This is a genomic window from Duganella sp. GW822-FHT06D06 (genome assembly GCF_058799615.1).
The window spans coordinates 20211-43684 of the sequence record NZ_JBXALQ010000018.1 but is presented as its reverse complement, the minus strand read 5'-3'; the positions used below and the strand labels follow the sequence as shown (position 1 = coordinate 43684).

General features: G+C 61.1%; 16 protein-coding genes. 11 read left to right on the top strand and 5 right to left on the bottom strand.

Features of this window, described 5'->3' with window-relative positions; genetic code table 11:
- Positions 1–30 precede the first annotated feature (30 nt).
- Positions 31–1005 carry a VirK/YbjX family protein gene (locus tag AC1RMD_RS25545; protein ID WP_492930673.1) on the bottom strand — a complete coding sequence of 325 codons (975 nt, stop codon included), beginning with the start codon at positions 1003–1005 and terminating at the stop codon, positions 31–33.
- A gap of 270 nt (positions 1006–1275) precedes the next feature.
- Between AC1RMD_RS25545 and AC1RMD_RS25540 the strand changes: the two genes are divergently transcribed.
- From AC1RMD_RS25540 to AC1RMD_RS25505, 8 genes are all read left to right on the top strand, one after another.
- Positions 1276–2907, top strand: a complete 1632-nt coding sequence (locus AC1RMD_RS25540; protein ID WP_492930671.1) for a sensor histidine kinase — start codon at positions 1276–1278, stop codon at positions 2905–2907.
- Positions 2897–3499: a response regulator transcription factor gene (locus AC1RMD_RS25535; RefSeq protein ID WP_492930669.1), complete on the top strand. Its 603-nt coding sequence runs from the start codon at positions 2897–2899 to the stop codon at positions 3497–3499. Before AC1RMD_RS25540 ends, AC1RMD_RS25535 begins: the two co-directional genes overlap by 11 nt.
- A 93-nt stretch (positions 3500–3592) precedes the next feature.
- On the top strand, positions 3593–5437 hold the full coding sequence (gene tssF, locus AC1RMD_RS25530; protein ID WP_492930667.1) for a type VI secretion system baseplate subunit TssF: 1845 nt from the start codon (positions 3593–3595) through the stop codon (positions 5435–5437).
- Complete coding sequence (gene tssG, locus AC1RMD_RS25525) at positions 5401–6453, top strand: type VI secretion system baseplate subunit TssG (protein WP_492930665.1); 1053 nt, start codon at positions 5401–5403, stop codon at positions 6451–6453. The genes tssF and tssG overlap by 37 nt, the downstream gene beginning before the upstream one ends.
- Positions 6454–6554: 101 nt before the next feature.
- Positions 6555–8732, top strand: coding sequence for a type VI secretion system Vgr family protein (locus AC1RMD_RS25520; RefSeq protein ID WP_492930663.1), 2178 nt, complete (start codon positions 6555–6557; stop codon positions 8730–8732).
- A 9-nt stretch (positions 8733–8741) separates the two neighbouring features.
- Positions 8742–10067 carry a DUF2169 family type VI secretion system accessory protein gene (locus AC1RMD_RS25515; protein ID WP_492930661.1) on the top strand — a complete coding sequence of 442 codons (1326 nt, stop codon included), beginning with the start codon at positions 8742–8744 and terminating at the stop codon, positions 10065–10067.
- Positions 10064–11809, top strand: a complete 1746-nt coding sequence (locus tag AC1RMD_RS25510) for a PAAR-like domain-containing protein (RefSeq protein WP_492930659.1) — start codon at positions 10064–10066, stop codon at positions 11807–11809. The genes AC1RMD_RS25515 and AC1RMD_RS25510 overlap by 4 nt, the downstream gene beginning before the upstream one ends.
- A complete protein-coding gene (locus AC1RMD_RS25505) occupies positions 11809–12960 on the top strand; it encodes an ADP-ribosylglycohydrolase family protein (RefSeq protein ID WP_492930657.1) in 1152 nt (383 codons plus the stop codon). Before AC1RMD_RS25510 ends, AC1RMD_RS25505 begins: the two co-directional genes overlap by 1 nt.
- A gap of 549 nt (positions 12961–13509) precedes the next feature.
- Here AC1RMD_RS25505 and AC1RMD_RS25500 read toward each other — a convergent pair.
- Positions 13510–15771: a glycosyltransferase family 9 protein gene (locus AC1RMD_RS25500; RefSeq protein ID WP_492930655.1), complete on the bottom strand. Its 2262-nt coding sequence runs from the start codon at positions 15769–15771 to the stop codon at positions 13510–13512.
- A 129-nt stretch (positions 15772–15900) separates the two neighbouring features.
- Between AC1RMD_RS25500 and waaF the strand changes: the two genes are divergently transcribed.
- Together waaF and AC1RMD_RS25490 are read left to right on the top strand one after the other, a co-directional pair.
- Positions 15901–16980, top strand: coding sequence for a lipopolysaccharide heptosyltransferase II (gene waaF / locus AC1RMD_RS25495; protein ID WP_492930653.1), 1080 nt, complete (start codon positions 15901–15903; stop codon positions 16978–16980).
- A gap of 13 nt (positions 16981–16993) precedes the next feature.
- Positions 16994–18559, top strand: coding sequence for a GGDEF domain-containing protein (locus AC1RMD_RS25490; protein ID WP_492930651.1), 1566 nt, complete (start codon positions 16994–16996; stop codon positions 18557–18559).
- Here AC1RMD_RS25490 and AC1RMD_RS25485 read toward each other — a convergent pair.
- Entirely contained in the window at positions 18556–19266 is a 711-nt protein-coding gene (locus AC1RMD_RS25485; RefSeq protein ID WP_492930649.1) for an alpha/beta hydrolase, read from the bottom strand. The two genes, AC1RMD_RS25490 and AC1RMD_RS25485, sit on opposite strands and share 4 nt — an antisense overlap.
- A gap of 165 nt (positions 19267–19431) precedes the next feature.
- On the opposite strand from AC1RMD_RS25485, the gene AC1RMD_RS25480 reads away from it, so the two are divergent.
- Entirely contained in the window at positions 19432–19917 is a 486-nt protein-coding gene (locus AC1RMD_RS25480) for a hypothetical protein (protein WP_492930647.1), read from the top strand.
- A 22-nt stretch (positions 19918–19939) separates the two neighbouring features.
- On the opposite strand, the gene AC1RMD_RS25475 is transcribed toward AC1RMD_RS25480, so the two are convergent.
- Positions 19940–21901: a S9 family peptidase gene (locus tag AC1RMD_RS25475; protein WP_492930645.1), complete on the bottom strand. Its 1962-nt coding sequence runs from the start codon at positions 21899–21901 to the stop codon at positions 19940–19942.
- Between the two features lie 42 nt (positions 21902–21943).
- Positions 21944–23410 (bottom strand): ribonuclease G, encoded by a 1467-nt coding sequence (rng, locus tag AC1RMD_RS25470; protein ID WP_492930643.1) that lies wholly within the window; start codon positions 23408–23410, stop codon positions 21944–21946.
- Positions 23411–23474 lie beyond the last annotated feature (64 nt).

Genomic DNA, 23474 nt, shown 5'->3' with positions numbered 1-23474 from the left:
TTGGACGAAAAACCCATGGTACCGGATTTTTCAGGCCAATGCGTATTCGTCGTCATCGTGCGCGACGGTGGCGCGGCTGCTGTAGTTCTGGCCCGGCGGCGTCGGCACCGCCTCGAAGCGCGGCGCGTTCAGGCCGGCGCGGATGGCGGCGCTGATGTCGACCAGCGTCTCATGGCGCTTGCGCGTTTCCGAGCGCTTCTTCGAGGCGATCGCCGCCAGGTCCGGCGGCGCGATGGCCTCGCACGGCAGGCGCCAGTCGCCGTCGGCGCGGCGGCTCGCTTCCAGCTCCTGCCACAGCGTGTCGTAATCGGCGAGCACCTTGCCCTGGCGGGAGGCGCCGCAGACCACGCGGTTGGCGTTGCTGACCAGGCGCAGTTCGACGCAGCCGTAGTCGTGGCCGATCTGGCTCAGCAGCTTGACCATCATATTCTTCGGCCGCAGGCCGTGCAGCTCGCGGGTGGCGTCCTTGATCACCTGCAGGCCCTGTTCGCTCTTCGAGCCCTGCATGCAGCCTATGCCCAGCACCATGCCGCGCACCCCCTGCAGGAAGGAAAACGCGCAGCTGTAGACCAGCAAGCCGTCCTGCTTGAGTTGCAGCACCAGCTCGCCTTCACGCTCCATCGGCTCGATGGCGCGCAGCTCCAGTTGGTAGCGCAGGCCGGTCTTGCCCTCGACGCTGCCCAGCTCCACGCCGCCGCGCGCGGCGCGCACCGTCAGCGGCCCCAGGCCCTGGCGGAAGATGAAGCGGTAGTGCTGTTGCAGCAGCTCGACGCGCTGGGCGCAGCTCATCGTGTTGCTCAGGTAGGGACGGTAAATCTTGTACAGCAGGCGCGGGCGGGCCTGGACCAGGTCCATGAACAGCGGATGGGAGTTGAGCAATTGCAGCCAGCCGCCGGTGGCCCGGCGCTGCAGCGAGGCGCGCAGCGACAGCTTGAACGATTCGCGTAGCTGTTTCAGGCCGCTGAACTCGGCCACGCCGGAGCGGAGGGTGATTAACTGCGACATCTGGTGTCTCTCATGTGAATCGGGCTGCTAGGGGTGGCTGTTTTGCTGTCTTCTCGCTCATGAGGCGTGTGTCTGTATCGTAAATCCAGTGTAACGTATTGTAAATTGGGGTAAAGGCTTACGCTTTTCCCTTAATAATTGCTACTTACCAAAAAGTAATCGCCATATAGGGGAAAAGCGCGGAAGTAAGGGGAACGCGTAGTTGCGAAAAGCAATGCGCGATGAATTCTGGCAATGCATAATGCTACATAACGATACAAAGCGTCCCGTATGTCTCCCTCCCGTCTGCGTCACCTGGAATTCCCCGCCTTCATCGCGTTGTACCTGCTGTTCGACTGGGCGACCTATATCGACCCCTTGTATGGCTTGAACATCACGCCGTGGAATCCCGATCCGGCGCTGGGCCTGGTGTTCTGGCTGCGGCACGGCTGGCGCGCGGCGCTGCCGTGGTTCGCGGCGCTGGTGGGCGGCGAGTTGCTGGTGCGCGGCATGCCGGCCGGCTGGACGGTTAGCCTGCTGAGTTCGCTTTGGCTGAGCGCCGGCTACGGCCTGCTGGGCGCGGCGTTGCGGCGCCGGTTCGGCGACGGCGGCGTGTTCGACAGCCGCGAGCGCCTGTTCCAGTGGGTGCTGATCGTGGTGGTCGGCACCATGGTCAACGATGTCGGCTACATCTCGCTGCTGTCGGCGGCCGGGCTGATCCCGGCCGGGCAGTGGGGCGAGGCGGTGCTGCGCTTCGGCATCGGCGACATGGTCGGGGTGCTGGTGTCGATGCCGCTGATCTGGATGCTGGCCAGTGCCGGCGACCGCCAGCGCCTGCGGGCGACGGTGTGGCGGGCCGAGACGCTGGCCTACCTGGCGCTGGCGATCGGCGTGCTGGACATGGTGTTCGGCAGCATCGCCACCTCGGAGTTCAAGCATTTTTATTTCCTGTTTTTGCCGGTGATCTGGGCGGCGTTCCGCCAGGGGCTGTTCGGCACGGCGCTGATGGTGTTTGTGCTGCAGGCGGGCATAGGCGCGCTGGTCAAATGGAACCACGCGGTGTATATCGCCGTGCACGAATTGCAGATGCTGGACGCGGTGCTGGCGCTGGTGGGCTTTTCGATCGGCATCGCGGTCGACGAGCTGCGCAAGGTCTCCAGCGAGCTCAAACAGACGATGCGGCTGGCGGCGGCCGGCGAGATGGCGGCCGCGCTGGCGCATGAATTGAACCAGCCGTTGACGGCGCTGGGCGCCTACGGCAAGGCGTGCGAATATTTGCTGGAGCGGGGCGAGAGCGGGGACGTGCTCAAGGGCGCGATCCAGCGCATGATCGCCGAATCGGGCCGGGCCGCCGACGTGGTGCGGCGGCTGCGCGATTTCTTCCGCACCGGCGCGATGAAGCTGGAGCCGGTCGACGCCGGGCAGCTGGTGTCGGGCATCAGCCAGCAGTTTTTTGCCCAGCTGCGCGAGCATGGCGTCGAGCTGGTGGTGGGCGAGATCCCGCCGCTGGCGATCCTGGCCGACCGCCTGCAGCTGGAGCTGGTGCTGCGCAACCTGATGGCCAACGCGCTGGAGGCGGTGCAGGAGCAGCCGCGCGGCGCGCGCCGCATCACCTTGTCGGGCCAGCGGCTGGACGGCAAGCGCAAGGCCAAGGGTAAGCAACAGCGGGGCGGCTGCCTGCAGCTGTCGGTGGAGGACAGCGGCAAGGGCGTGTCGGCGGCGCTGGCGGCGCGGCTGTTCGAACCGTTTGTGTCGTCCAAGGCCAGCGGCCTGGGACTGGGGCTGGTGCTGAGCCGCGCCATCATGGAGGCGCACGGCGGATCGCTGTGGGCCGAGGTGGGCGAGCATGGAATTTTCAGGATGGCGCTGCCGTTGGCGCGCCCGTTGGAGCAGGATGGAGAGCAGGTGAGCTATGCCGCGTGATTTAACCGTATTCATCGTCGACGACGACCCGTCCGTGCGCGACGCGCTGGGCCTGTTGCTGGGCGTGCGCGGCTACCGCACCGCGATGTTCGCCAGCGGCGAAGTGTTCCTGCAATCGTGGCAGCCGGCCTGGCGCGGCTGCATGCTGATCGACATCCGCATGTCCGGCATGGACGGGCTGAGCCTGCAAATGGAATTGCTGCGGCGCGGCTGGGGGCTGCCGGTGATCATCATGAGCGGCCACGGCGACGTCAGCATGGCGCGCGCGGCGTTCAAGGCGGATGCGGTGGACTTCCTGGAAAAACCGTTCGACGACGTCAAGCTGTTCGCCGCCATCGACGAGGCGCTGGCGCGCGCGCGCAGTGTGCACAGCGAAGAGCAGCGGCGCAGCCGCAGCGTCAGCCTGCTGAGCGAGCTGACGCCGCGCGAGCGCGAGGTGATGCAATTGGTGGTCATGGGCCGCCACAACCGCGAGATCGGGCCGGCGCTGGGCATCAGCGTGCGCACGGTGGAAGTGCACAAGGCGCGGCTGATGGCCAAGCTGGGGGTCGACAACGTCGCCGACCTGGTGCGGATTACGATGCAGGACTAGGGCGGCGTGCGCCCATAGCAATCTTGTTTTTCGTCAATTAAGCTACTCCGCTTTGATGGCAGCATGGTCTGTCATGAAACGCGGGAGCGGACGATGAAAGATCTATTGCCGCATTACGAAGCCGAACTGGCACTGTTGCGGCGTCTTAGCCGCAGTTTTGCTGAACGATATCCTGGCATCGCAGGCAACCTGCAGATGTCTGGCGATACCTGCAAGGATCCTCATGTCGAGCGCCTGATACAGGCATCGGCACTGCTGGCGGCCCGTGTCTCCAAGCGATTGGACGACGACTATCCAATGTTCACCGAATCGCTGTTGGAGATGCTGTATCCGCACTACCTGCGCAGCTTTCCAGCGTGTTCGATCATACAACTGGATTTCCGGCGCGAGACGCGCGAACTGCCCGAGATTGTTACCGTCATTCCCCGCGGAACGATACTGAAATCCGCGCCGGTGCGCGGAGTGAAATGCAGATTCGCCACGACGTCCGACATCGTGGTCGCGCCGATTCGATTGGCCGAAGCGCGATATATCCCGATCATCAATGCCCCAGCTTCGATTCGGTTGAACGCGGATGCGAGTTCGACGATTGCGCTCACATTCGACAGTGCGGGCCGAGCAACGTTGGACGCGCTTGGCTTCGAGCAGATGCGGCTATTCATTGACGCCGATCCTACGCTGTGTGCCGCGCTGCATGACACGCTGTTTATGCGCGTTTGTTCAACCTACATCTCGTTTGTTGACGATGGACCTTGGGTGGAAATCAGCAAGCCATGCATCTCCACCGTCGGCTATGCCGAAGATCAGGCGTTGATACCGTTTTCGGCACGATCACATCCGGCATATCGCCTGCTGACTGAGTACTTTGCCTTCCCGGAGAAGTTTAATTTTCTTGATTTGGCATGGTGCGAGATTGTCCGATCCATGCCAACCGCATGTCGTCGCTTTACGCTGCATCTGGTCGTCAAGAATGTGCAGAACGGCTGCTACCTGGCGCAGACGCTGAGCAAGCTCTCGGAACGAAATCTGCTCTTGAACTGCGCGCCTGTCGTCAACCTTTTCAAGCGCACCGCCGCGCCAGTGGACGTCCGCCATACGACAGTTAATTACGCGTTATTGGCGGACAGTGCCAACCCGGACGCGTATGAGATCTTCGGCATCCAATCCGCCAATTTGATCACGGACGTCTCGCGTCGCGACGGCATTCAAAGCGTTCGTCCCTTCTACAGCATGCGTCACGGCCAGCAAGCGAAACAACCGGCTTGTTACTGGATCATGCGGCGCGATAGCATCACGGCGGAAATCAGCCCAGGCCACGAGATGCGCGTCAGTCTGGTGGATGCCGACATGGCGCCGCTTGCGGAGAAGGCTCAGACGCTGTCGGTTGAACTGCTATGCAGCAATCGCCACCTGCCCGAATCCTTGATCTACGGCGGTCCCGATGGCGACCTGACGATGGACGGCATGCTGGCGCGTACGCCGGTGCGGTTGCTGCGTCGCCCCAGTGCCGTGCGTCGCTTCGAGTCCGGCAATGGCGCACATTGGCGGCTGATCTCTCATCTCACGCTCAATCATCGATCCCTCAGCAGCGTTGGGCTGAATGAGTTCCACGAAATGCTGACCCTCTATAACCTTGCCCGTAGCAGTCTTACGCTGCGTCAGATACAAGGCGTGACGGGCCTGCAATGTCGAACCGTCACAACCTGGGTACGGGGCGTGCCGACTGCTTCCCTGATGCCGGGTATCGAGATCCGTATGACGCTGGACGAAGAGGCTTTTGTTGGGAGCGGCATTTACGCTTTCGCGCGAACGCTGGATCATTTCTTCGGCCTGTATTGCCAGATAAACGTTTTTAGCCAATTGATCGTCATTTCCAATCGCAGCGGAGAGGAGCTTGTACGATGCCCACCACGAAGCGGCGCAGTCCTGTTGGATTAATCCGGCAGCTGCTTGAAGAGCCACATCAATTTGAGTTCTTCCAGGCGGTCAGGCTTCTTGAGCGGCTCCTGGTCTCGCAAGGTGTCCCGCCACACGTTGTCTTGACGGACTATCTGCAATTCAGAAATAGTAGCTCGCAAAACTTCCCAGCCAGTCAAATCGAGGCGTTGGATGTGGACGTGGCTGCCGACTGTTCTAGCGTCAGTGACGAGGGAGAGCTTTTAGCGGCACTCAATCAGGGACAGTTCAATCGCATCTGCATCACGCCTACTTTCTTTGGGTTACTGGGCAATCACGGCGCGCTGCCTGGCCATTATGGCGAGCGCCTCGCCGCCTACCGGAAGAACGAAAACAACGATGGTGCGCATGCCTTTCTCGATATTTTTTCCAACAGATTAGTCGCCTTGTTTTATCAGGCGTGGAAGAAACACAGGCTGGAGCTTCCATGCCGTGAACAGCCTGATGCCTTGATGCCGTTGCTGTTGTCGCTGTCCGGCAGCAAAGCTCAGTCGCTGCCCGATCCGGTCGCCGCTTATTATGCGGCGGCCTTTTCCCAACGCCCAGTCTCGGCGCTGATGATCGAGCGCGTGCTGGCGGACTACTTCAATATTCCGGTTTCAGTTCAGGCCAATACGGGGCGATGGCATAGCCTGGAAGAGCGCCATGAGAATCGCCTGGGGCAGGCGAATTGCCAACTGGATACCGGCATGGCATTGGGATCGCGTGTTTGGCGCCGTGACCTGACCGTTACCATCCGCCTCGGACCATTGGACAAAACGCAGTATGACGATTTCCTCGCTGGCTGCGCCGGCGCCGTTGCATTGCGTCAGGTGCTCTCGATGTTCGAGACGCCAACGCTGACTTACAAGATCCAGCTAATACTGCGGGCGGAGGACGTCCACGGCATCCAACTGTCTGGCTCATCCTTCACCCAACCGGCGCGGCTGGGCATCGATTCTTTTTTATTGTCCGGTGAGGCATGTGTCGCGCGCGACGACTTGTACTACCTGATCTGAAAGCGGGCTGCGCCATAACATGATCGGCCGCAAGGCAGTCCTGCTGGCGATCATTAAAGTGGATCACTCGTCTCAAGCTCCCGCACAAAGGACTGGTCAATATGAACCTGCTTCAGGGCGTCACAGCGATACTTGCGGCTTTCAGTAACGACCCACAGGGCCAGCGTCTGCTGCGTCTCGATTTTCCCCAAGGCGACGGCCCGGACAGCATCATGCTGGCCAATGCCATCGTCGCCGAAGAGGCGCTGTCCTGCGATTTTAACTACGAGGTAGAAGTCTTGTCCGACGATGCGCTGATTCCATTGAAATCGGTCATCGGCAAGATGGTCACGATCTCGCTGGTGCGCGATGACGGCACGCTGCGCTACTTCAACGGTTATGTTTTTGAGTTCCGTTTCATTAAGACCGACGGTGGCTTCGCCTTTTACCAGATGGTGTTGAAACCATGGCTCGCCTTTCTGCGCTTGCGCGGCGACTGCAAAGTATTCCAGAACCTTAGCCTGACCGAGTTGTTCGATCAGACCTTCGAGAACTATCTTCAGCGCGATTACGAATATCGCCTGATTGGGGCAACGCCCGATCTGACGATGGCGGTGCAGTACAACGAAAGCGATCATAACCACCTGCATCGCCGGCTGGAGGCGGCGGGAATGCATTACTGGTATGAGCACAGCGAAGATGGGCACACACTCTGCATCGGTGACGACAGCACGCAAGCGGAGGGCATACCCGGCAGCGGCGAAGTCGCATATCAAAGCCAGGCCGGATCAAGGGAGCACGACGGCATCAGCCGGTGGACGCCGGTACGGCTGGCGTCGTCGGGCAAAGTGGCTGTGAACAGTTACAACTTCAAGCAGTCGCGTAGCGATCGCATGGAGCGGCCATCGCTCAACGAACAAGGCGCCATCGAATCGTATGAAGTCTACCTGGATGCCGGTGCATATGGTTTCAAGGATGACGATGACGGCGAGGCGTTGGCGCATCGCAGGATGGACATCATCGACGCTCGTGGGCAGGACTTTATCGCCGAAAGTAACGAACGCGCCGCGCAGCCGGGCCGGTGCTTCACCATGACTGGCCATTTCAGCGGCGGCTACAACAACAGCGGTGATTGTGCCATGGCCGGCAGCGACAAGGCCGAACGTGAGTATCTGATTCTGTCCGTGCGGCACACCGCCAGTAATAATTATCACGATGGACAAGGCACTGCTTCGCACTACAGCAACCGCTTTACCTGCCTGCGCAGAACCATACGCTGGCGGCCGCAGTTAGGCATGCACAGCAACGACACCCGGATCTATGGCGTCCAAACAGCTATCGTGGTTGGGCCAAAAGGGGAAGAGATCTATACGGATGAGTACGGTCGTGTGAGGGTGCAATTCCACTGGGACCGGACGGGCGAATACAACGAGAAGAGCTCGCCATGGGTGCGGGTGATGAGCAGTGCCGCGGGTTCCGGTTTCGGGCAGATCAGCGTTCCGCGCATAGGCCAGGAGGTGGTGGTGCAGTTCTTGGACGGGAATTGCGACCGGCCATTGATCGTCGGCAGCGTCTATAACTCAGCCAATATGCCGCCGTGGGAGCTGCCGGCAAACAAGACGCAAAGCGGCTTGGTCACTCGGTCGAGTATTGGCGGAAAATCGGAGAACGCCAACGCGCTTCGCTTTGAAGATTTGAAGGGCTCCGAGGAGGTGTGGCTTCACGCGGAGAAAGACCAGCGCATTGAAGTTGAACACGATGAATCGCACTCGGTGGGTAATGATCGGACGAAGAGCGTTGGTCGTGACGAGGTGGTGGCGGTCAAGCATGACCGTACTGAGACGGTTGGTAACGATGAGAAGATCACCATCCACAATAATCGAGAAGAGCGGGTTGATCACGAAGAAAACGTTGATATTGGTGGCAACCGGATCGAGGCGGTGGGTGGGAATGAAGTCGTCACGATTGCCCAGACAAAAAGCGAGCGGGTGGGCTTGACCAAGGAGGAAACGATAGGGCTGGCGAAGGCGCTGACAGTGGGTGGTGCGTACGGAGTGACCGTCGGCGCTGCGATGAACACCTTGGTCGCGCTTTCACAGTTTGAGGAAATCGCCGCTGATAAAAGAACTCTGGTCGGCAAGGGATACTCCGTTGTAGCGGCGGATTCGTTTGAAGTCATCGTAGGCAGTGCCAGCCTGAAGTTAACGTCGAATGGCGTCATCAAGATTAGCGGAACCAGTATTGACATCAGTGCGTCCGGTCCGGTCCATATCAATGGTAAAGACGTGGATATCAACTAAGTCTCTACGATGAGCATAGTCAACCACACGCTGTTTCCGGCACAGGCTTTTGAGGCGATCGATCAGCATGAACAGAAATTTTATGTGTTCGTGTTGCGGCAAACTTTGGACTTCTCCACAGGTGTATTGAGGTATGCGGACACGCAGTCGCCTTTGTGCGACAGGGACTGCTACTTTGGCGATGACTACGTTGGAAGTCTTCGCCAGGAATCCGATTACTGTCCATACAAACCTAGGTGCGACGTCATTGTCAATGCGACTGCCTATGCGCCCAAGGGCAAGCCCGTCAAGTATTTTTTTGCTGGCCTGAAAATCGTACGAGGCGACCTTCGCTTGATTGAGAAGGTTTTGAGAATTTCGGGCGAACGTCTCTTCAGAAAAAAATCAAAATTTATCCGGCTCACAAACTGGCTGGCCAGAATGGGAACGCTTTTTCTGCTGCGTCCCAATCCATGGAAACTTACCGCTCCGAAGTTGTTCACCTCGTTGCCCGTGCGTTACGAACTGGCGTATGGCGGAGAGTGCCGGATTGACTGCGACGAACCGGCCGCTAAGAGGGTGCCCTCGAAGTATCGACTCACATCACAGCAGTTAGAAACTCATCCAGACGCGGGCGCAGCTAATTTGGCGGCGCCCGTGGCGCATGCTGTATTCGAATCGAATGCTGTTGGTAGTGGTTTTGCGCCACATTGGTATTTGCAGGCCAGCCGAAAAACCTGCATGCCAGCGCCCCGGATTGAATACCCGGACTCGTTGATATCTGCTGGACAATTTTGGCGTGCGCAAAGATCACCGGATGAGAGTTGGATGAAAACCGATCCTGCGGGGTTCGGCGTGCGTAGCAAGTTGCATCCGAAACGGCGGGCAATGCTCGGCGAGGTTGATGATGACTTCGTGAGATCTGACAGTCCGCTGCCAGAAGATTTTGACTTTAGCCTTTGGAACGCCGCGCCGTTGGATCAGCAGACTGAGTTTTTGACCGGAGGCGACGTCATTGAGCTATTCAATCTTTGCCCGCAAGGGATACCGGGGTTGCTTACCAATGTCCTAGGGAACTCGGTTCTACGGCTTACATTGCCCGAGCATGAGTGTTTTGTTCGTTTGCAGCTAGGCGGCGGCAGAATAGCAACGAGGCCTTTGGCGATTGATACAGCTCTAGTTGAACCGGAGGAGGGGGCGCTTACGTTGGTCTGGCGCGTTGCAATTCCATGTGAAGAGATCGGTGCAGTTCACTCCAGTGAGTTCCGCATGAGGACATTCGCAGCGCGGAATCGCGCCCGTTGTGACCTCAACGAATACTCGCGGCACAACGTTGAAGCAGCGGGGATCCAATGAGCGATCGCCTGAAGCTCTCGAACCAAGATGGAGATGCCGCGGCGGATCGGATCGCCTATATGTTGGAAATGAAGGAGCACACGGCGCGGATAAAACAGTTGGAGAAAAACATCGCGGCTCTTCAGGCGCGGGCGGATAAGGACAAACAGATTACTCAGAATGCGCCGACTGTGGGCAGCAATAAGATCGGTGCTCGCAAGGAGGGAACCTTTAAGGCTATCAGTACGGCGCCGTCAATCAACAAAACACCCATCGGGCCCTCGATGGTGCCGATCCCTTATCCCGTTGTGCAAGACCTGACTAACAGCGTCAACACCGCGCGTTCGGTCAACTTCAACGGGTGCCCTGCCTATGTGCTGGATGGGAGCAAGCAACCGCATTGCACGGGTGACGAGCCTGGTACGGGAAAGGGTGTTAAGTCCGGCACGGTCAGTGGTGAGGTCAAGCCGGTCGATGGAAGCGGCACCGTTCGCATAGAGGGAAAAAAAGTTGTTCGTGAGGGCGATCCCTGCACGATGAACGGAGGGAATAATCCAGGGATATATGTCACGACGCCCTCAGCAAGTAACGCCATCCCCAGGAATGCGATAGCTACCTCCGATCCGCCTGCGCCGAGTACGTCGCTACAGATAAAAAATCACATTAAAGCTTGGCTGGAAAGGGTGAGTTTTAATGTCAGAGAGGCAGTGAAACACCCCGTTGAGGGTATGGTAGGTGCTGCGAAAGGGATGGCCAACATGCCATCTGATCTTGCCGAGCTATTCTTGAAGGCGGTTGCTGAACAACGAGCATCAGAATTGGATGAGGCAGCGAATCTTCAGAATATTTTTGGCCAAACGGCCGCGGCTAGTGAGTTGACGAAGGTCGTCGCCGCGTCTCGTAGTCAATCAGAAAGAATCGACCTTCCAAAATTCGAATTGAAAAACGCGGCGCAGCAGGGCGGCGACGCAATCGCCACGGCGGCGCAGATATTTGTCGGCGGGATAGGAATTGTGAAAGCGGGAGGCAAGGGGGCTGCAACACTCATTTCGACGGCAAAAGAATTACGAGCAGCTGAAACAAGTACTAATATTGTAGAAAGCGTGGCTGGCGGGCGTTCAATGAGCCGAGCCGAAGCCACCGCCGCATCGTTGTCTGGTCCTGCTGGTGACGGCGTGCGGATAGGGCAAAGTGCGGTAGCGAGAAGTGCAAGTGCACGGAGCCTGCTTGAGCAAAAGTGGGGAACTGGCCCTGTGAACGTCGGATTAGCGACCAAACGAGCTGACCCAATTTTAGATGCGCTGTTGACGGATAGTGAATATCTTTCTATTCGAGGGTATACGTCAAACTTATATAGAGAGATGAATCCGGTGCTCCGCGCAGGAAATGATAATTTGTGGAAATCAGTTGTAGATGAAGCTACGGCTGGAATGATTAAAATGGAAAAGAACGGATATAAGGTTGTCGGGTTGGTGCGACGTGATGCAGAGTTTACTGTAGAGGAAATAGGAAAATTATTTCCCAGTAATGGAGTATTTCAAGATAAAACATTTTTATCTTCCACTAGTGACTTAAAGGGCGTATTCTCAGGAAATACAGAAATTTATATTGAGAGCACTAAAGGTGTTGATGTGAGCTCATTGTCGAGATATCAGGCTGAGTCTGAAGTGTTATTTAAGCCAAGAACAAAATTTCAAGTTATTGAGAAGGAAGTTGATATTTCCAATAAAAAACATGTGATAAAATTGAAAGAGGTTGAGTAATGAAAAACTCTGATGTGTTATTTCTATCTGATGTAGATGATGTTGTTGCAGAAAGAAGAAAATATCCTGTTGATATGGGGTTTTTTCCTATTCGAGGTAATAAGGATGGAGCACTGAAGACTCCGTGGCTGGAGGAGTATTGGGATTTTAGAAGTTTGAATTCCGATGTGGACCGAGGTGATTTGATCGATTATTTGTCGTCGGTCGGTGCAGATTCCTCTCAGATAGCTGACCGTTCGCGAGGTTCCTTGCTGGGGCTTATGTTAGGTGATGCTCTTGGTATGCCGTTAGAATTTTTGAAGAGAGATCAAAAAACAGTATCAGATCTGGAACCTGGGGGGGCATTTTGTTTAAAGAAAGGCCACTGGACGGATGATTCCAGTATGGCCTGTTGCACCGCATATAGTTTAATTAAATGCCGAGGCTTTAATCCGAAGCATCTCATGGATTGTTTTTCGTATTGGTATAGATTTGGCGCATACAGTTCCACTGGAGAGTGTTTTGACATCGGAAATACGACAAAACAGGCTATTGAACAATATCTAATCACGGGGAATCCATTTTCTGGCAGCTCTGATCCGCTCAGCGCAGGTAATGGATCGCTTATGCGGTTAGCACCTATCATCATATTTTATGCTGATGATTTCATGAAATCTATTGATTTCTCTGTTGAGAGTTCGAAATTAACTCATCAAGCGCGGGAGTCAATTGATGCTTGTCGCTATTTTTCCACTTTGCTATATGCTGCATTGAATGGGGAATGTAAAGAAACAATACTGAGTGGCCTATACGCTCCCTATTCAGGCTATTGGGAAAAATATCCTCTGATAGCGTCAGTCGCGGAAATAGCAAGAGGTTCATATAAAAACAAGGAACGCGACCAAATCATGTCAACTGGATATGTGATACATACCCTGGAGGCGGCGCTCTGGGCATTTTATAGAAATGATGATTTTCATAGCGGAGTATTGGAGGCAGTTAATTTGGCAGGTGATTCGGATACGGTTGGAGCGATTTTTGGCCAGTTGGCGGGCGCTTATTATGGCGAAACGTCCTTACCTATGAATTGGATTGCTAGTCTCTTTAGAGGGCAGGCCCCCTATCATTTTGTTGAAGATCTACTTCATGCCAGGGCTATTAGTAGGCATTGATTGTTGGGGCGGAGATCGTGGCTGATGAACCCAATGGCCAAATATCGGTAAGCGATATAGTGGGAAATATCAGATTGCTTGAATGCAGTAACCCGGCGTTGGCAAGGGAAATCAGAGTCTTGGGTGGGGCAATGCGATTCCGATGTGCTTAGTTCCGTGATAAAAGTCAGCGTTTGTTCGATGGTGATACACAAATCACTTGCAAAGCCGAAAAAGGATCATTGGCACGATTATGGAACTGAGCAATTTATCTTGCAATTGCATGACAGTTCGGACGTGGGTGAATTTTTCTGGATGGTCGGATTTTGATGCGTTTGAAGCCAGGCTAAACGATGACCTGAAATGGATGCAAATCCCCGTCAAAGTACCTTATTCCAACGTAGGAGTTTCGGAGAAATGGTACCAATGTTTGAAATGTCAGAAGATATGGCGGCTTGTTGAGCCTGATCCGCCATTTGCTGGCTTATGGGATGAAGTGTAGTGATTGTGACCTGATCTGACTGAAACTGGGTAATAGTCAGATCAGATCGCGACCACGACCACGATACTTCAGGCCGGCACCAGCGCCTCGGCGCGCCACGCTGCCACCACTTGCAACACCTGCTCCGGCGTGATCGCCAGCATGCAGGTGCAGCGCGCCGGGTCTTCGCAATGGCCGCAGGCCACCGGCGTGCACAGGCTGCGCGCGCGCGGGCCCAGCGCGCCCCAGCGCACGATGTCGATCGGCTTGAGCGGCGGGAACAGGCCCAGCGCCGGCCGGCCCAGCGCGGACGCCAGGTGCAGCGGCCCGGTGCCGCTGGCGATCAGGCCGTCGCAGCCGCCGATCAGGGCGGTGAAACCGTCCAGGTCCAGGCGGCCGCACAGATTCTCCACGTTCGGCAAGGCCAGCAACTCCGGCGCCTGTTTTGCCAGCAGCTCGCCCTCGGCCGCGCTGCCGGTGACCAGCACGCGCACGCCGTCGGCCGCGCCCAGCAGGCGGGCCAGCGCCGTGTAGTGCTGCAGCGGCCATTCGCGGCCGTTGCCGTTGGACTTGGGATGCAGGATCAGCTTGAAGCCGGGAGCGGCCAGCACGGCGTCGGCGGCCGGATGGCGCGGCGTGTCCAGGCCGTACATGGTCTTCAACTGTTCCAGCGGCGGCTCCACGTCCACGCCCAGCGGCAGCAGCAGCTTGAAGTTCAGCTGCGCCTCATGCAGCGGCGAATTGGCGCGGCTGAAGGTCGCCAGGCGGTTGCAGTGGTACCAGTGGTGGATGCGGTGGCTGCTGCCGATGCGGCGCTGGATGCCGGAGCGGCGCGCCGCCGCCGCCAGCTTGCGCTGCGGGAAGGTGAAGATCATGGTGTCGCAGCCGCTCTGCGCCAGGCCGTCCGCCCAGTCGTCGCCCAGCTCTTCCAGCGTCAGCACCCGGTCGACGTGGCGGCACTGCGCCACCACGGCGGCGGCGTAGCGGCGGCACAGGAACACCACTTCGACCTGCGGATACAACTGCTTCAGGTAGCCCGCCAGCGGCAAGGTCAGCACCACGTCGCCGATGTTGTCGGTGCGGGCGATCAGGATGCGGCGCGGCACCGGCGCCGGGTATTGCGCGGCCAGGCACATGCCGACCAGGCTGCACACCATCATCACGTAAAACACTTTCGGCATCATCAGCCAGAACATCACGTCGGTCAGGCCGAACGCGAAGAACGCCACCACCACCACCAGGCCGGCCAGCGCCAGCGGGTGCTGGCCCTGGTCCGGGCGGCGCAGCTGGCCGGCGAAGAAGCACAGCGGCGCGATATACATCGTCAGCAGCAGGCTGAAGTCGAGCAGGCCGCCGGTGGCCAGGCAGTTCAGCATGTCGTTGTGGCTGCTGCTGTAGAGCAGCGCCGCCGACTGCTGCAGACGGCCCTGGGCCGCCAGCGCGTGCAGCGCGACGTCGAACTGGTCGCGCCCCACGCCCAGCCACGGATGTTCGACAAACATCATCCACGAAGCCTTCCACAGCTCCAGGCGGATGCCGACCGAGGTGTTGGCGTCGCCCAGCAGCAGATAGTTGTTGATGTCCGCGAAAGCCTGGCCGATCCGCACCGCCACGCCGGTGGCCGGCACGGCGAACGCCAGCACCACCAGCGCCAGCAGGACCGCGCCCACGGCCAGCAGGCGGCGGCCGTACAGCCGCGCGCCGTAGCGGGCGACCGGTATCAGCACCAGCGGCAGCGCCAGCCAGCCGCCGCGCGAGGCCGACAGCATCGAGGCCACCAGGCCGCACAGCAGGCCGGCCACGGGCAGCCAGGAGAAGCGGGTGTTGCGCAGGTCGCTCAGGCCGCACAGCGACATCAGGCCGCAGGCCAGCGCCAGGTCGCCGAAGGTGATTTCGTGGTGGGTGAAGCCGATCGCCCGGTCCAGGCCGCCCAGCGTGACCTGGTACAGCGCGACCAGCGCCGACAGCACCGCGGCAAAGCCCAGGCCCAGCCAGAAATGGCGGGCGCGCGGGCGCAGGTAGTACATCACGCCGATGCAGCTGAGGCCGAACAGCAGGCGCGACGGCCCGTCCAGGGTGCGCAGGCTCTGGTGGTCCAGCAGCAGGCGCAGCAGCGATATCAGGAAGTAGCCGCCGAAGGCCATCACCACGCCGCCGATGTCGCTCCAGTGGCGCCGGTACAGCGCCAGCATCAGCGGGCCGCGGCGGAACAGCAGCACCAGGATCAGCAGCTGGACCAGGCCGAGGCCGACCTTGCTCGACAGCGCCAGCGCCGGCAGCAGGAAGATCATCGTGGAGGAAAGCGGTCCGCCATATTCGGTTTGCGGCGTCGAGGAGCTGGCTGGATTCATGGTCACGCGGGAAGGGCCGTACGGCCGTAGCGAAAAGGCCGATTATAGCAGCGTCGGCGGGGCGGTTCCGGCTTGTCGCTGTGGCTGCGATGGGCGATAATCGAGCCGGCATGGGCCACCGGCCTGACGATGAAAGACTCCGTGTTACAAGATAAAAACGTCACCGCCGGGAGCGTCCCGCGCACCCTGGTCATTTCCCCCAACTGGATCGGCGACGCCGTCATGGCCCAGCCCTTGCTGCAGCTGCTGCGCGCGGCCCATCCCGAGCGGCCGATCGACGTGCTGGCGCCGCCGGCGGTGTCGCCGGTGTGGCGGCAGATGGCCGAAGTCGACCAGGTGCTGGAAACCCCGTTCCGCCACGGCGCGCTGCAACTGAAGGAGCGCTGGAAGTATGCGCGCCTGCTGCGCCAGCGCGGCTATGCCGACGCCTACGTGCTGCCCAACACCATCAAGTACGCGCTGATCCCCTGGCTGGCCGGCATCGGCCGCCGGGTCGGCTACAAGGGCGAGAGCCGGCACGGCCTGATCAACGTGATGCACCATGATGAAACGCCGCCGCGGCCGATGGTGGCGTTCTACGCCGCGCTGGCGACGGCGCCGCTGGCGCTGCAGGACGCTGCCCGGCGCGCCGCCTTGCCCAAGCCGCGCATGGCGGTCGGCGCCGAGCAGATCGCCGCCGTGCTGCAACGCCACGGCCTCGACCCGGCGCGGCCGCTGGTGGCGTTCGCGCCGGGCGCCGAGTTCGGCGGCGCCAAGCGCTGGCCGGCGGCGCACTTCGCCGGCCTGGCGCAAGCCATCCTGGCGCGCGACGGCGCCACCCAGATCGTCTTGCTGGGCTCGCCCAAGGACCAGCCGGCCTGCGCCGACGTGGCGGCCGGCGTGGCGGCCGGCGCCGCGTTCAACCTGGCCGGTTCGACCAGCCTGGCCGAGGCCATCGCCCTGATCGCCGCCAGCGCCGCCGTGGTCGCCAACGATTCCGGCCTGCTGCACATCGCCTCGGCGCTGAACCGGCCGGTGGTGGCGCTGTACGGGCCCACCGATCCCGACCACGCGCCGCCGTTTTCCGAGCTGGCGGCGGCGTTGTCGCTGCGGCTGGCCTGCGCGCCGTGCAAGCAGCGCGAGTGCCCGCTGGGCCACCAGGATTGCATGGTCAAGCTGACGCCGGAGCTGGTGTGGCGCAGCCTGCAGCCCATGCTGCCGGCGGGCTGAGCCATGCGCCGCCATGTTTAAACGCTATACGATCACGTTCTGGGCGACGCTGTTTGTCGGCGTGGTCTGCCTGTCGCTGGTGGCGGTCGACGTCTGGCGCAGCCTGATCGCGCGCGACGCCCAGCTGCTGGAGATGGAGCGGCTGACCTCGAACGTGGCGCGCGCCATGGCGCAGCACGCCGACGACACCATCAAGGCCGCCGACACCGCGCTGGCCGATCTGGTCGAGCGCATCGAGACCGACGGCGTGGACGCGCCGCAGCTGGCGCGGGTGCGCCGGCAGATGCTGGTACACGTGAGCAACCTGCCGCAGCTGGCCGGCCTGTTCATCTACGACGCCGGCGGCCAGTGGCTGGTCAACTCGCCCGCCGTGCTGGGCGCCTCGCTCAACAACGCCGACCGCGAATACTTTATGTACCACCGCACCCACGCCGGGCGCGGACCGCATGTCGGCCATCCGGTGATCAGCCGCAGCAGCGGCAAGTGGATCATACCGGTATCGCGCCGCATCGACCGGGCCGACGGCAGCTTCGGCGGCGTGGCGCTGGCCACGCTGGACATCGACTACTTCCGCCGCTTCTACCAGAGCTTCGACATCGGCGCGCGCGGCGCGGTGGCGCTGATCTCCAGCCAGGGCGTACTGATGCTGCGCCAGCCGTTCGACGACCAGCGGATCGGCATCGACCTGCGCGACAGCCCGCTGGTCCAGGCCTACCGCGCCCGGCCCAACGGCCACGGCCTGTTCGTCTCGCCCAACGACGCCGAAGTGCGCTACAACAGCTACCGCGCGCTGGAGCACTATCCGCTGTTCGTGACGGCCGCGCTGTCGCAGGAGGAGATGCTGGAGCACTGGCGCCACGACAGCTTCATGCGCTCGATCGGCGTGATCGTGCTGGCCGCGCTGCTGGGCTTTTTCGGCAAGCGCCTGGTGGCCCAGATCAATCTCCGGGTGCAGGCCCAGGCCGAGCTGTTGCAGGCGCGCGACGCGCTGGAAGGCGCCAACCGCACGCTGGAGCGGCTGGCGATGCAGGACGGCCTGACCGGGCTGGCCAACCGCCGCCAGCTCGACGTCACGCTCGGCAATGAGTTCAGCCGCGCCATGCGCCATGCCGACACGCTGGCCTTCGTGATGATCGACGTCGACTACTTCAAGCAGTACAACGACTTGTACGGCCACGGCGCCGGCGACGATTGCCTGCGCGCCGTGAGCAAGCTGATCCGCGTGTTGACGCCCAAGCGCGCCGGCGACGTGGTGGCGCGCTACGGCGGCGAAGAAATCGCCATCCTGCTGCCGAACACCGAGCTCGATGGCGCCCGGGCGGTGGCCGAGCGCATCCGGCTGGCGATCGAGGCGCTGCAGACCGCGCACCGCGGCAGCCCGTTCGGCAGGGTGACCATCAGCGCCGGCGTGGCGGCGATGGCGCCGCGCCGCGGCGACAGCTCCGGCCAGCTGGTGGCGGCGGCCGACAAGGCGCTGTACGCGGCCAAGTCGGCCGGCCGCAACCAGGTCGGCGTGGCCGCCACGCCAGCCGCAGCGCCGGAGACCACGCCGCAGACGACGCCGGACGGCGCCGCCTAGCGCGCCGTCAGCTGGCGCAGCGCGGCGTGCGCCACCGGCGCCGACACCACGTGGGCGCCGTCGAATTCCGCATAGCGCACGGCGTAGCCTTCGCCGGCCAGGCGCACGGCGATGGCCTTGCCCCGTTCCACCGACAGCACCTGGTCGCCCTTGCCATGGGCGATGAACACGCGCGGCATTCCGCTGCGCCGCAGCGGCGCCATGAAGCCGGGCGAGAACGCCAGGATGTCGGAAAACAGTTCGCCGTTCATCAGGCCGACCGACAGCGCATACGAGGCGCCGTCGGAAAAGCCGCCGAGGGTGACGGCGTCGGCGTCGACCAGGTAGCGCTGCATGGTCCACACCAGCAGGCGGTCGATGAAGGCCAGGTCGGGGCCGTAGCCGCCGCGCAGCACATCCCAGCTGGTCGACAGCGCCTCCGGCATCAGCAGCAGCGAGCCGTGCAGGGCGGCGTGCGCCAGCGCGATGGCGTCGCCGCCGCCGTGCTGGCCGCCGGCGCCGTGCAGCAGCACCAGCAAGGGCAGCGGCGTGACGCCGTCGTGCGGCGGCACATGCAGGCGGGCGTGGCGATGGTTGGGGAAGCCCAGCCGGTGGCTGCCGGGCGGCAGCGGCAAGGGCAGGGCGGTGGCTTGCCGGCGCAGCAGCGCGGGACGGGCGTGCAGCCGCCCGTCACTGTAGGGCGCGGGCTGGTTGTCGGCGTCGTCCATGCGGTCTCACAAGTGCCAGTCGGCGCACATAGGTGGTCAGCTCCCGGATGTCGCGGTGGTGGTCTTTTCCTAGTGTAGCACCTTGCCCTGGCTTTGGTGATTGGCATTATAATTATGTCATCACACTCGGCATGCCGACATGAAAACTCACTCCAAGGTGCAGAAATGACCGTCGTCCAGATGTTCGCCGCCATCGCCCTGCTGGGCGCCGCCACCGTCGCCCGGGGCGACGAGGCCGCAGCCAGGCTGCATGCCCTGAACGATGCCGAATTGCGCGGCGTGTCGACGCCGATCCCGGCGCCGGCGCCGCGCCTGCCGGCGCGCTCGCTGAACCGGAGCCTGTTTCCCCTGCATGGTTTGTCCGGCGGCGCGGCCGACGGCAAGGCTGCCCGGATGGGATCGGTCCTGTTTCCGTTGCTGGGCGTGCTGAACGCCGATGTCACGGCCAGGGATGTGGTCTACGGCCCCAACGGCAACGTGCCGCGCATGAACGCGGACGGTTCGATCAACCTGGCGTTGCCGGCGACCATAGGCGAACTCGATCTGCACAACATCCGCGCCGGCGTCAACGACACCAGCAATTTCGGTTCGGTGCAGATCAAGGGCATCGACCTGAGCCGCAGCGTGATCAGCGTGATGCCGACCAGGTAAAACGTGGTCTACATCAAGCTGCCTATTTGGCCGGCATGGACGGGCCGATATTCCGTCCCAGGAAGGCTTCGATGTGCCTCCACAGATCGATGCGGTTAGCCTGGGTTTTCCAGTCACTCACGCTGGGCGCATAGGTCAGCCATTCCACGCGGGGATTGGTGGCGCTGAGCTTTTCGTAAAACTTGAGGCCGTCGGAGAACTGCACCCGCTTGTCCTCCTTGCCGTAGGCGAGCAGCACCGGCTGCTGTATGCGCGCTGCGTTCTGTAGCGGCGAAACGTCGTTGAACTGTGCTGCGTCCAGCTTGGAATCGCCCACCATGGCGCGCAGCTCCGTCGTGGCGCGTGTGGCGGCAAGACCATCCCAATCGTTCTTGAACATGATGCCGATATCGGTGATGCCGGACCAACTGATGCCACATTTGAATACCTGCGGATCGCGGATCAGTCCCATCATCGCCGCATAGCCGCCGTAGCCCGAGCCCGCGATGCAGACGCGCGCCGGATCGGTATAGCCCTGCTGCACCGACCATTTGACTGCGTCGGCGATGTCGTCCTGGATGGCGCGTCCCCATTGCCTGGCGCCAGCCTCCCTATGGGCGCGGCCAAAGCCGCCGACGCCGCGTGGATCGGGGCGCAGCACAAGATAGCCGCGCGACGCCAGGAACTGTACCTCGTCGTCCCAGCCCCAGGAGCCGTTGCGCGTCCACTGCGTTTCGCCCATCAGCACCACGGTCGGCAGCATCTTCTTCGGTCCCTCGTTGGGCAGGGTGACGTAGGCCGGTATCTGCATGCCGTCGCGTGCTGGATAACGGAGCATCTTCGTGGCCGCCATGCGCATGATGTCGAGGTCGGGATAGGCCGCGCCCAGCTTCAGCAGCTTCCTGGTCTGCCGGTTGTAGAGCAGATAGGTGTGGCTTTGCACATCCGAGTAGCTGTCGATGAGCACGAAAGGCGTTGCATTGCGATCGCCGCACGAGATGTTGTTAACCGTGCCGGGCGACAGCGCATCGATGTCGGCCTGCAGTGCCTTCATGTCCTTGTCGAACCATACCGTGGTGTCGGTTTCGAGCTTGAGCTGGTAACCCAGCATCCGTTTTTCGTCCACCAGGAAGTGTCCCTCGGCGTCGAAACCCGGCGCCGTGATGACCGGCTCGGGAATGATGGCGTTTTTTTTCAGGTCGTAGCGGTAGATGGACGATTCGTTGGCGCCGTTGTAGGCGCGTATGAACAGCGTGCCATCAACGAACAGCAGCGGTTCGAAAGCGTCCGGGCTCAGCGGGCTAAAGGCGGCGATCTGGCGCCAGCTGCCGTCGTCCTTGTAAAACACAACGTTTTCTTCCTTGCGCCGCGATACGGCGATGCGCGGATCGCCGTCGGCGTCGATCAGCCAGTTGAAGGTTCTGGTGGGGGTACGCATGGCGGTACGGGCGGCAGTGCGGGTGTTGAGGCGGACCAGTTCTTCCCGGTCCTCCCAGCGCGCCATCGCGAACATGGCCTCCTGCTTGCGCGCGGCGAAACCGTGCAGCGCCGTGCCGGCCAGCGTGCTGTTGTTGGAGAAATCGGTATCGGCGAAGGAGCGTGGTTTCCTGATGGTGAGCGTCAGTGCGGAAAAATCGCCGCCGTCGCGGTCAACCGCATACAGGCCCGGTTCGCCGATGCCGCCACCATGATCGACGTTGATGACCGAAAAGGCCAGGCGCTTGTCGCTCAGCCAATAGAAGATATCGATATCGGCGTTGCCGTAGTTGGCCAGGACTTTCTGCTCGTGCGTGTCGGTGTTGACGACGACCAGGATGTTGCGGCCATTTGCCGACTGCGTGCGCATTGCCACGAAGTGACCATCGGGGGAGATGCTGGCGCCCGTCATCACGGGCCGCTTGAAGAAACCCTCGATCGGAAGAGGGGCGGGTTCCGCTGCCAGCGCCTCGCTGGCAGCGAGCGTACAGGCGATAAGCGCGAGCGCGCGCCAGAGGGGTGAAGTCATCACTAAAAATGTGTTTGCTAAAATGCCAATAATAGCAGGGTACTACATCAAAATCACGTCATACTGCTCCTGGTGGTAGGCGGTCTCCACCTGCAGCGAGATCTTCTTGCCGATGAAATCGCCCAGCATCGCCAGGTGCTGCGACTCCTCTTCCAGGAACATGTCCACCACTTCCTGCGAGGCGAGGATGCGGAATTCGCGTGGATTGAACTGCTTGGCTTCGCGCAGCAGTTCGCGCAGGATTTCGTAGCAGATGGTGCGCGAGGTCTTGACCTGGCCCTTGCCGCTGCACGCCGGGCACGGTTCGCACAGGATGTGCGCCAGCGATTCGCGGGTGCGCTTGCGCGTCATCTCCACCAGCCCCAGCGCCGAGAAGCCCGACACCGACACCTTGGTGCGGTCGCGCGACAGCGTCTTCTTCAACTCCTGCAGCACGGCGTTGCGGTGCTCGGTGTTTTCCATGTCGATGAAGTCGAGGATGATGATGCCGCCCAGGTTGCGCAGCCGCAGCTGGCGCGCGATCGCGTGCGCCGCCTCCAGGTTGGTCTTGAAGATGGTGTCGGCAAAGTTGCGGCCGCCGACGAAGCCGCCGGTGTTGACGTCGATGGTGGTCATCGCCTCGGTCTGGTCGACGATCAGGTAGCCGCCGGACTTCAGGTCCACGCGCCGGCCCAGCGCGCGCAGGATCTCTTCCTCCACGCCGTACAGGTCGAACAGCGGACGCTCGCCGGTGTAGTGCTGCAAACGCGGCAGCACGCCCGGCGTGTAGGCCTTGCCGAATTCCTGCAAGGCCAGGTGGTTCTCGCGCGAGTCGACCTGGATGGTGGCGGTGTCGTCGTGGACGAAGTCGCGCAGCACGCGCTGGGCCAGGCTCAAGTCCTGGTGCAGCAGGGTGGTGGCGGGCTTGGTCTTGGCGCCGAGCATGATCGCGCCCCAGGTCTTGCGCAGGTATTCGACGTCGGCCGCGATGTCGGAGTCGGACGCGTCCTCAGCCTGGGTGCGCACGATGTAGCCGCCTTTTTCGTCGGCCGGCAGCAGGCTTTGCAGCCGCACGCGCAGCGCTTCGCGCTCCGATTCCTTTTCGATTTTCTGCGAGATGCCGATGTGGGCGTCCTGCGGCAGGTAGACCAGCATGCGGCCGGCGATCGAGATCTGGGTCGACAGGCGCGCGCCCTTGGTGCCGATCGGGTCCTTGATCACCTGCACCGTCAGCACCTGGCCGTCGAACAGGATCTTCTCGATCGGGGTCGGCACCGCGTTCTGGCCGCCGTCGTGCGGACGGGCTTCCCAGATGTCGGCCACGTGCAGGAAGGCCGCGCGTTCCAGGCCGATGTCGATGAAGGCCGACTGCATGCCGGGCAGCACCCGCACGACCTTGCCGGAGTAGACATTCCCGGCCAGGCCGCGCGTGAGCGTGCGTTCGATGTGCAGCTCTTGCACGGCGCCCTGCAAGATGAGGGCGACCCGGGTTTCCTGCGGGGTGATGTTGATCAGGATGTCTTCGTTCATTTGTCTCAAAGGCCGCTGGTTGGTTAAAACTGCGGCTTCTGTAATCGCTGTGGCTGAACGACGA

Excerpts from the sequence above, each read along its gene's own strand:
- AC1RMD_RS25475 (WP_492930645.1), bottom strand. The coding sequence starts at position 21,901 with ATGACTTCACCCCTCTGGCGCGCGCTCGCGCTTATCGCCTGTACGCTC.
- AC1RMD_RS25535 (WP_492930669.1), top strand. The coding sequence starts at position 2,897 with ATGCCGCGTGATTTAACCGTATTCATCGTCGACGACGACCCGTCCGTG.
- AC1RMD_RS25490 (WP_492930651.1), top strand. The coding sequence starts at position 16,994 with ATGTTTAAACGCTATACGATCACGTTCTGGGCGACGCTGTTTGTCGGC.
- AC1RMD_RS25515 (WP_492930661.1), top strand. The coding sequence starts at position 8,742 with ATGAGCATAGTCAACCACACGCTGTTTCCGGCACAGGCTTTTGAGGCG.
- AC1RMD_RS25505 (WP_492930657.1), top strand. The coding sequence starts at position 11,809 with ATGAAAAACTCTGATGTGTTATTTCTATCTGATGTAGATGATGTTGTT.
- AC1RMD_RS25500 (WP_492930655.1), bottom strand. The coding sequence starts at position 15,771 with ATGAATCCAGCCAGCTCCTCGACGCCGCAAACCGAATATGGCGGACCG.
- waaF (WP_492930653.1), top strand. The coding sequence starts at position 15,901 with ATGAAAGACTCCGTGTTACAAGATAAAAACGTCACCGCCGGGAGCGTC.
- AC1RMD_RS25540 (WP_492930671.1), top strand. The coding sequence starts at position 1,276 with ATGTCTCCCTCCCGTCTGCGTCACCTGGAATTCCCCGCCTTCATCGCG.
- AC1RMD_RS25485 (WP_492930649.1), bottom strand. The coding sequence starts at position 19,266 with ATGGACGACGCCGACAACCAGCCCGCGCCCTACAGTGACGGGCGGCTG.
- rng (WP_492930643.1), bottom strand. The coding sequence starts at position 23,410 with ATGAACGAAGACATCCTGATCAACATCACCCCGCAGGAAACCCGGGTC.
- AC1RMD_RS25520 (WP_492930663.1), top strand. The coding sequence starts at position 6,555 with ATGAACCTGCTTCAGGGCGTCACAGCGATACTTGCGGCTTTCAGTAAC.
- AC1RMD_RS25545 (WP_492930673.1), bottom strand. The coding sequence starts at position 1,005 with ATGTCGCAGTTAATCACCCTCCGCTCCGGCGTGGCCGAGTTCAGCGGC.
- tssF (WP_492930667.1), top strand. The coding sequence starts at position 3,593 with ATGAAAGATCTATTGCCGCATTACGAAGCCGAACTGGCACTGTTGCGG.
- AC1RMD_RS25510 (WP_492930659.1), top strand. The coding sequence starts at position 10,064 with ATGAGCGATCGCCTGAAGCTCTCGAACCAAGATGGAGATGCCGCGGCG.
- AC1RMD_RS25480 (WP_492930647.1), top strand. The coding sequence starts at position 19,432 with ATGACCGTCGTCCAGATGTTCGCCGCCATCGCCCTGCTGGGCGCCGCC.
- tssG (WP_492930665.1), top strand. The coding sequence starts at position 5,401 with ATGCCCACCACGAAGCGGCGCAGTCCTGTTGGATTAATCCGGCAGCTG.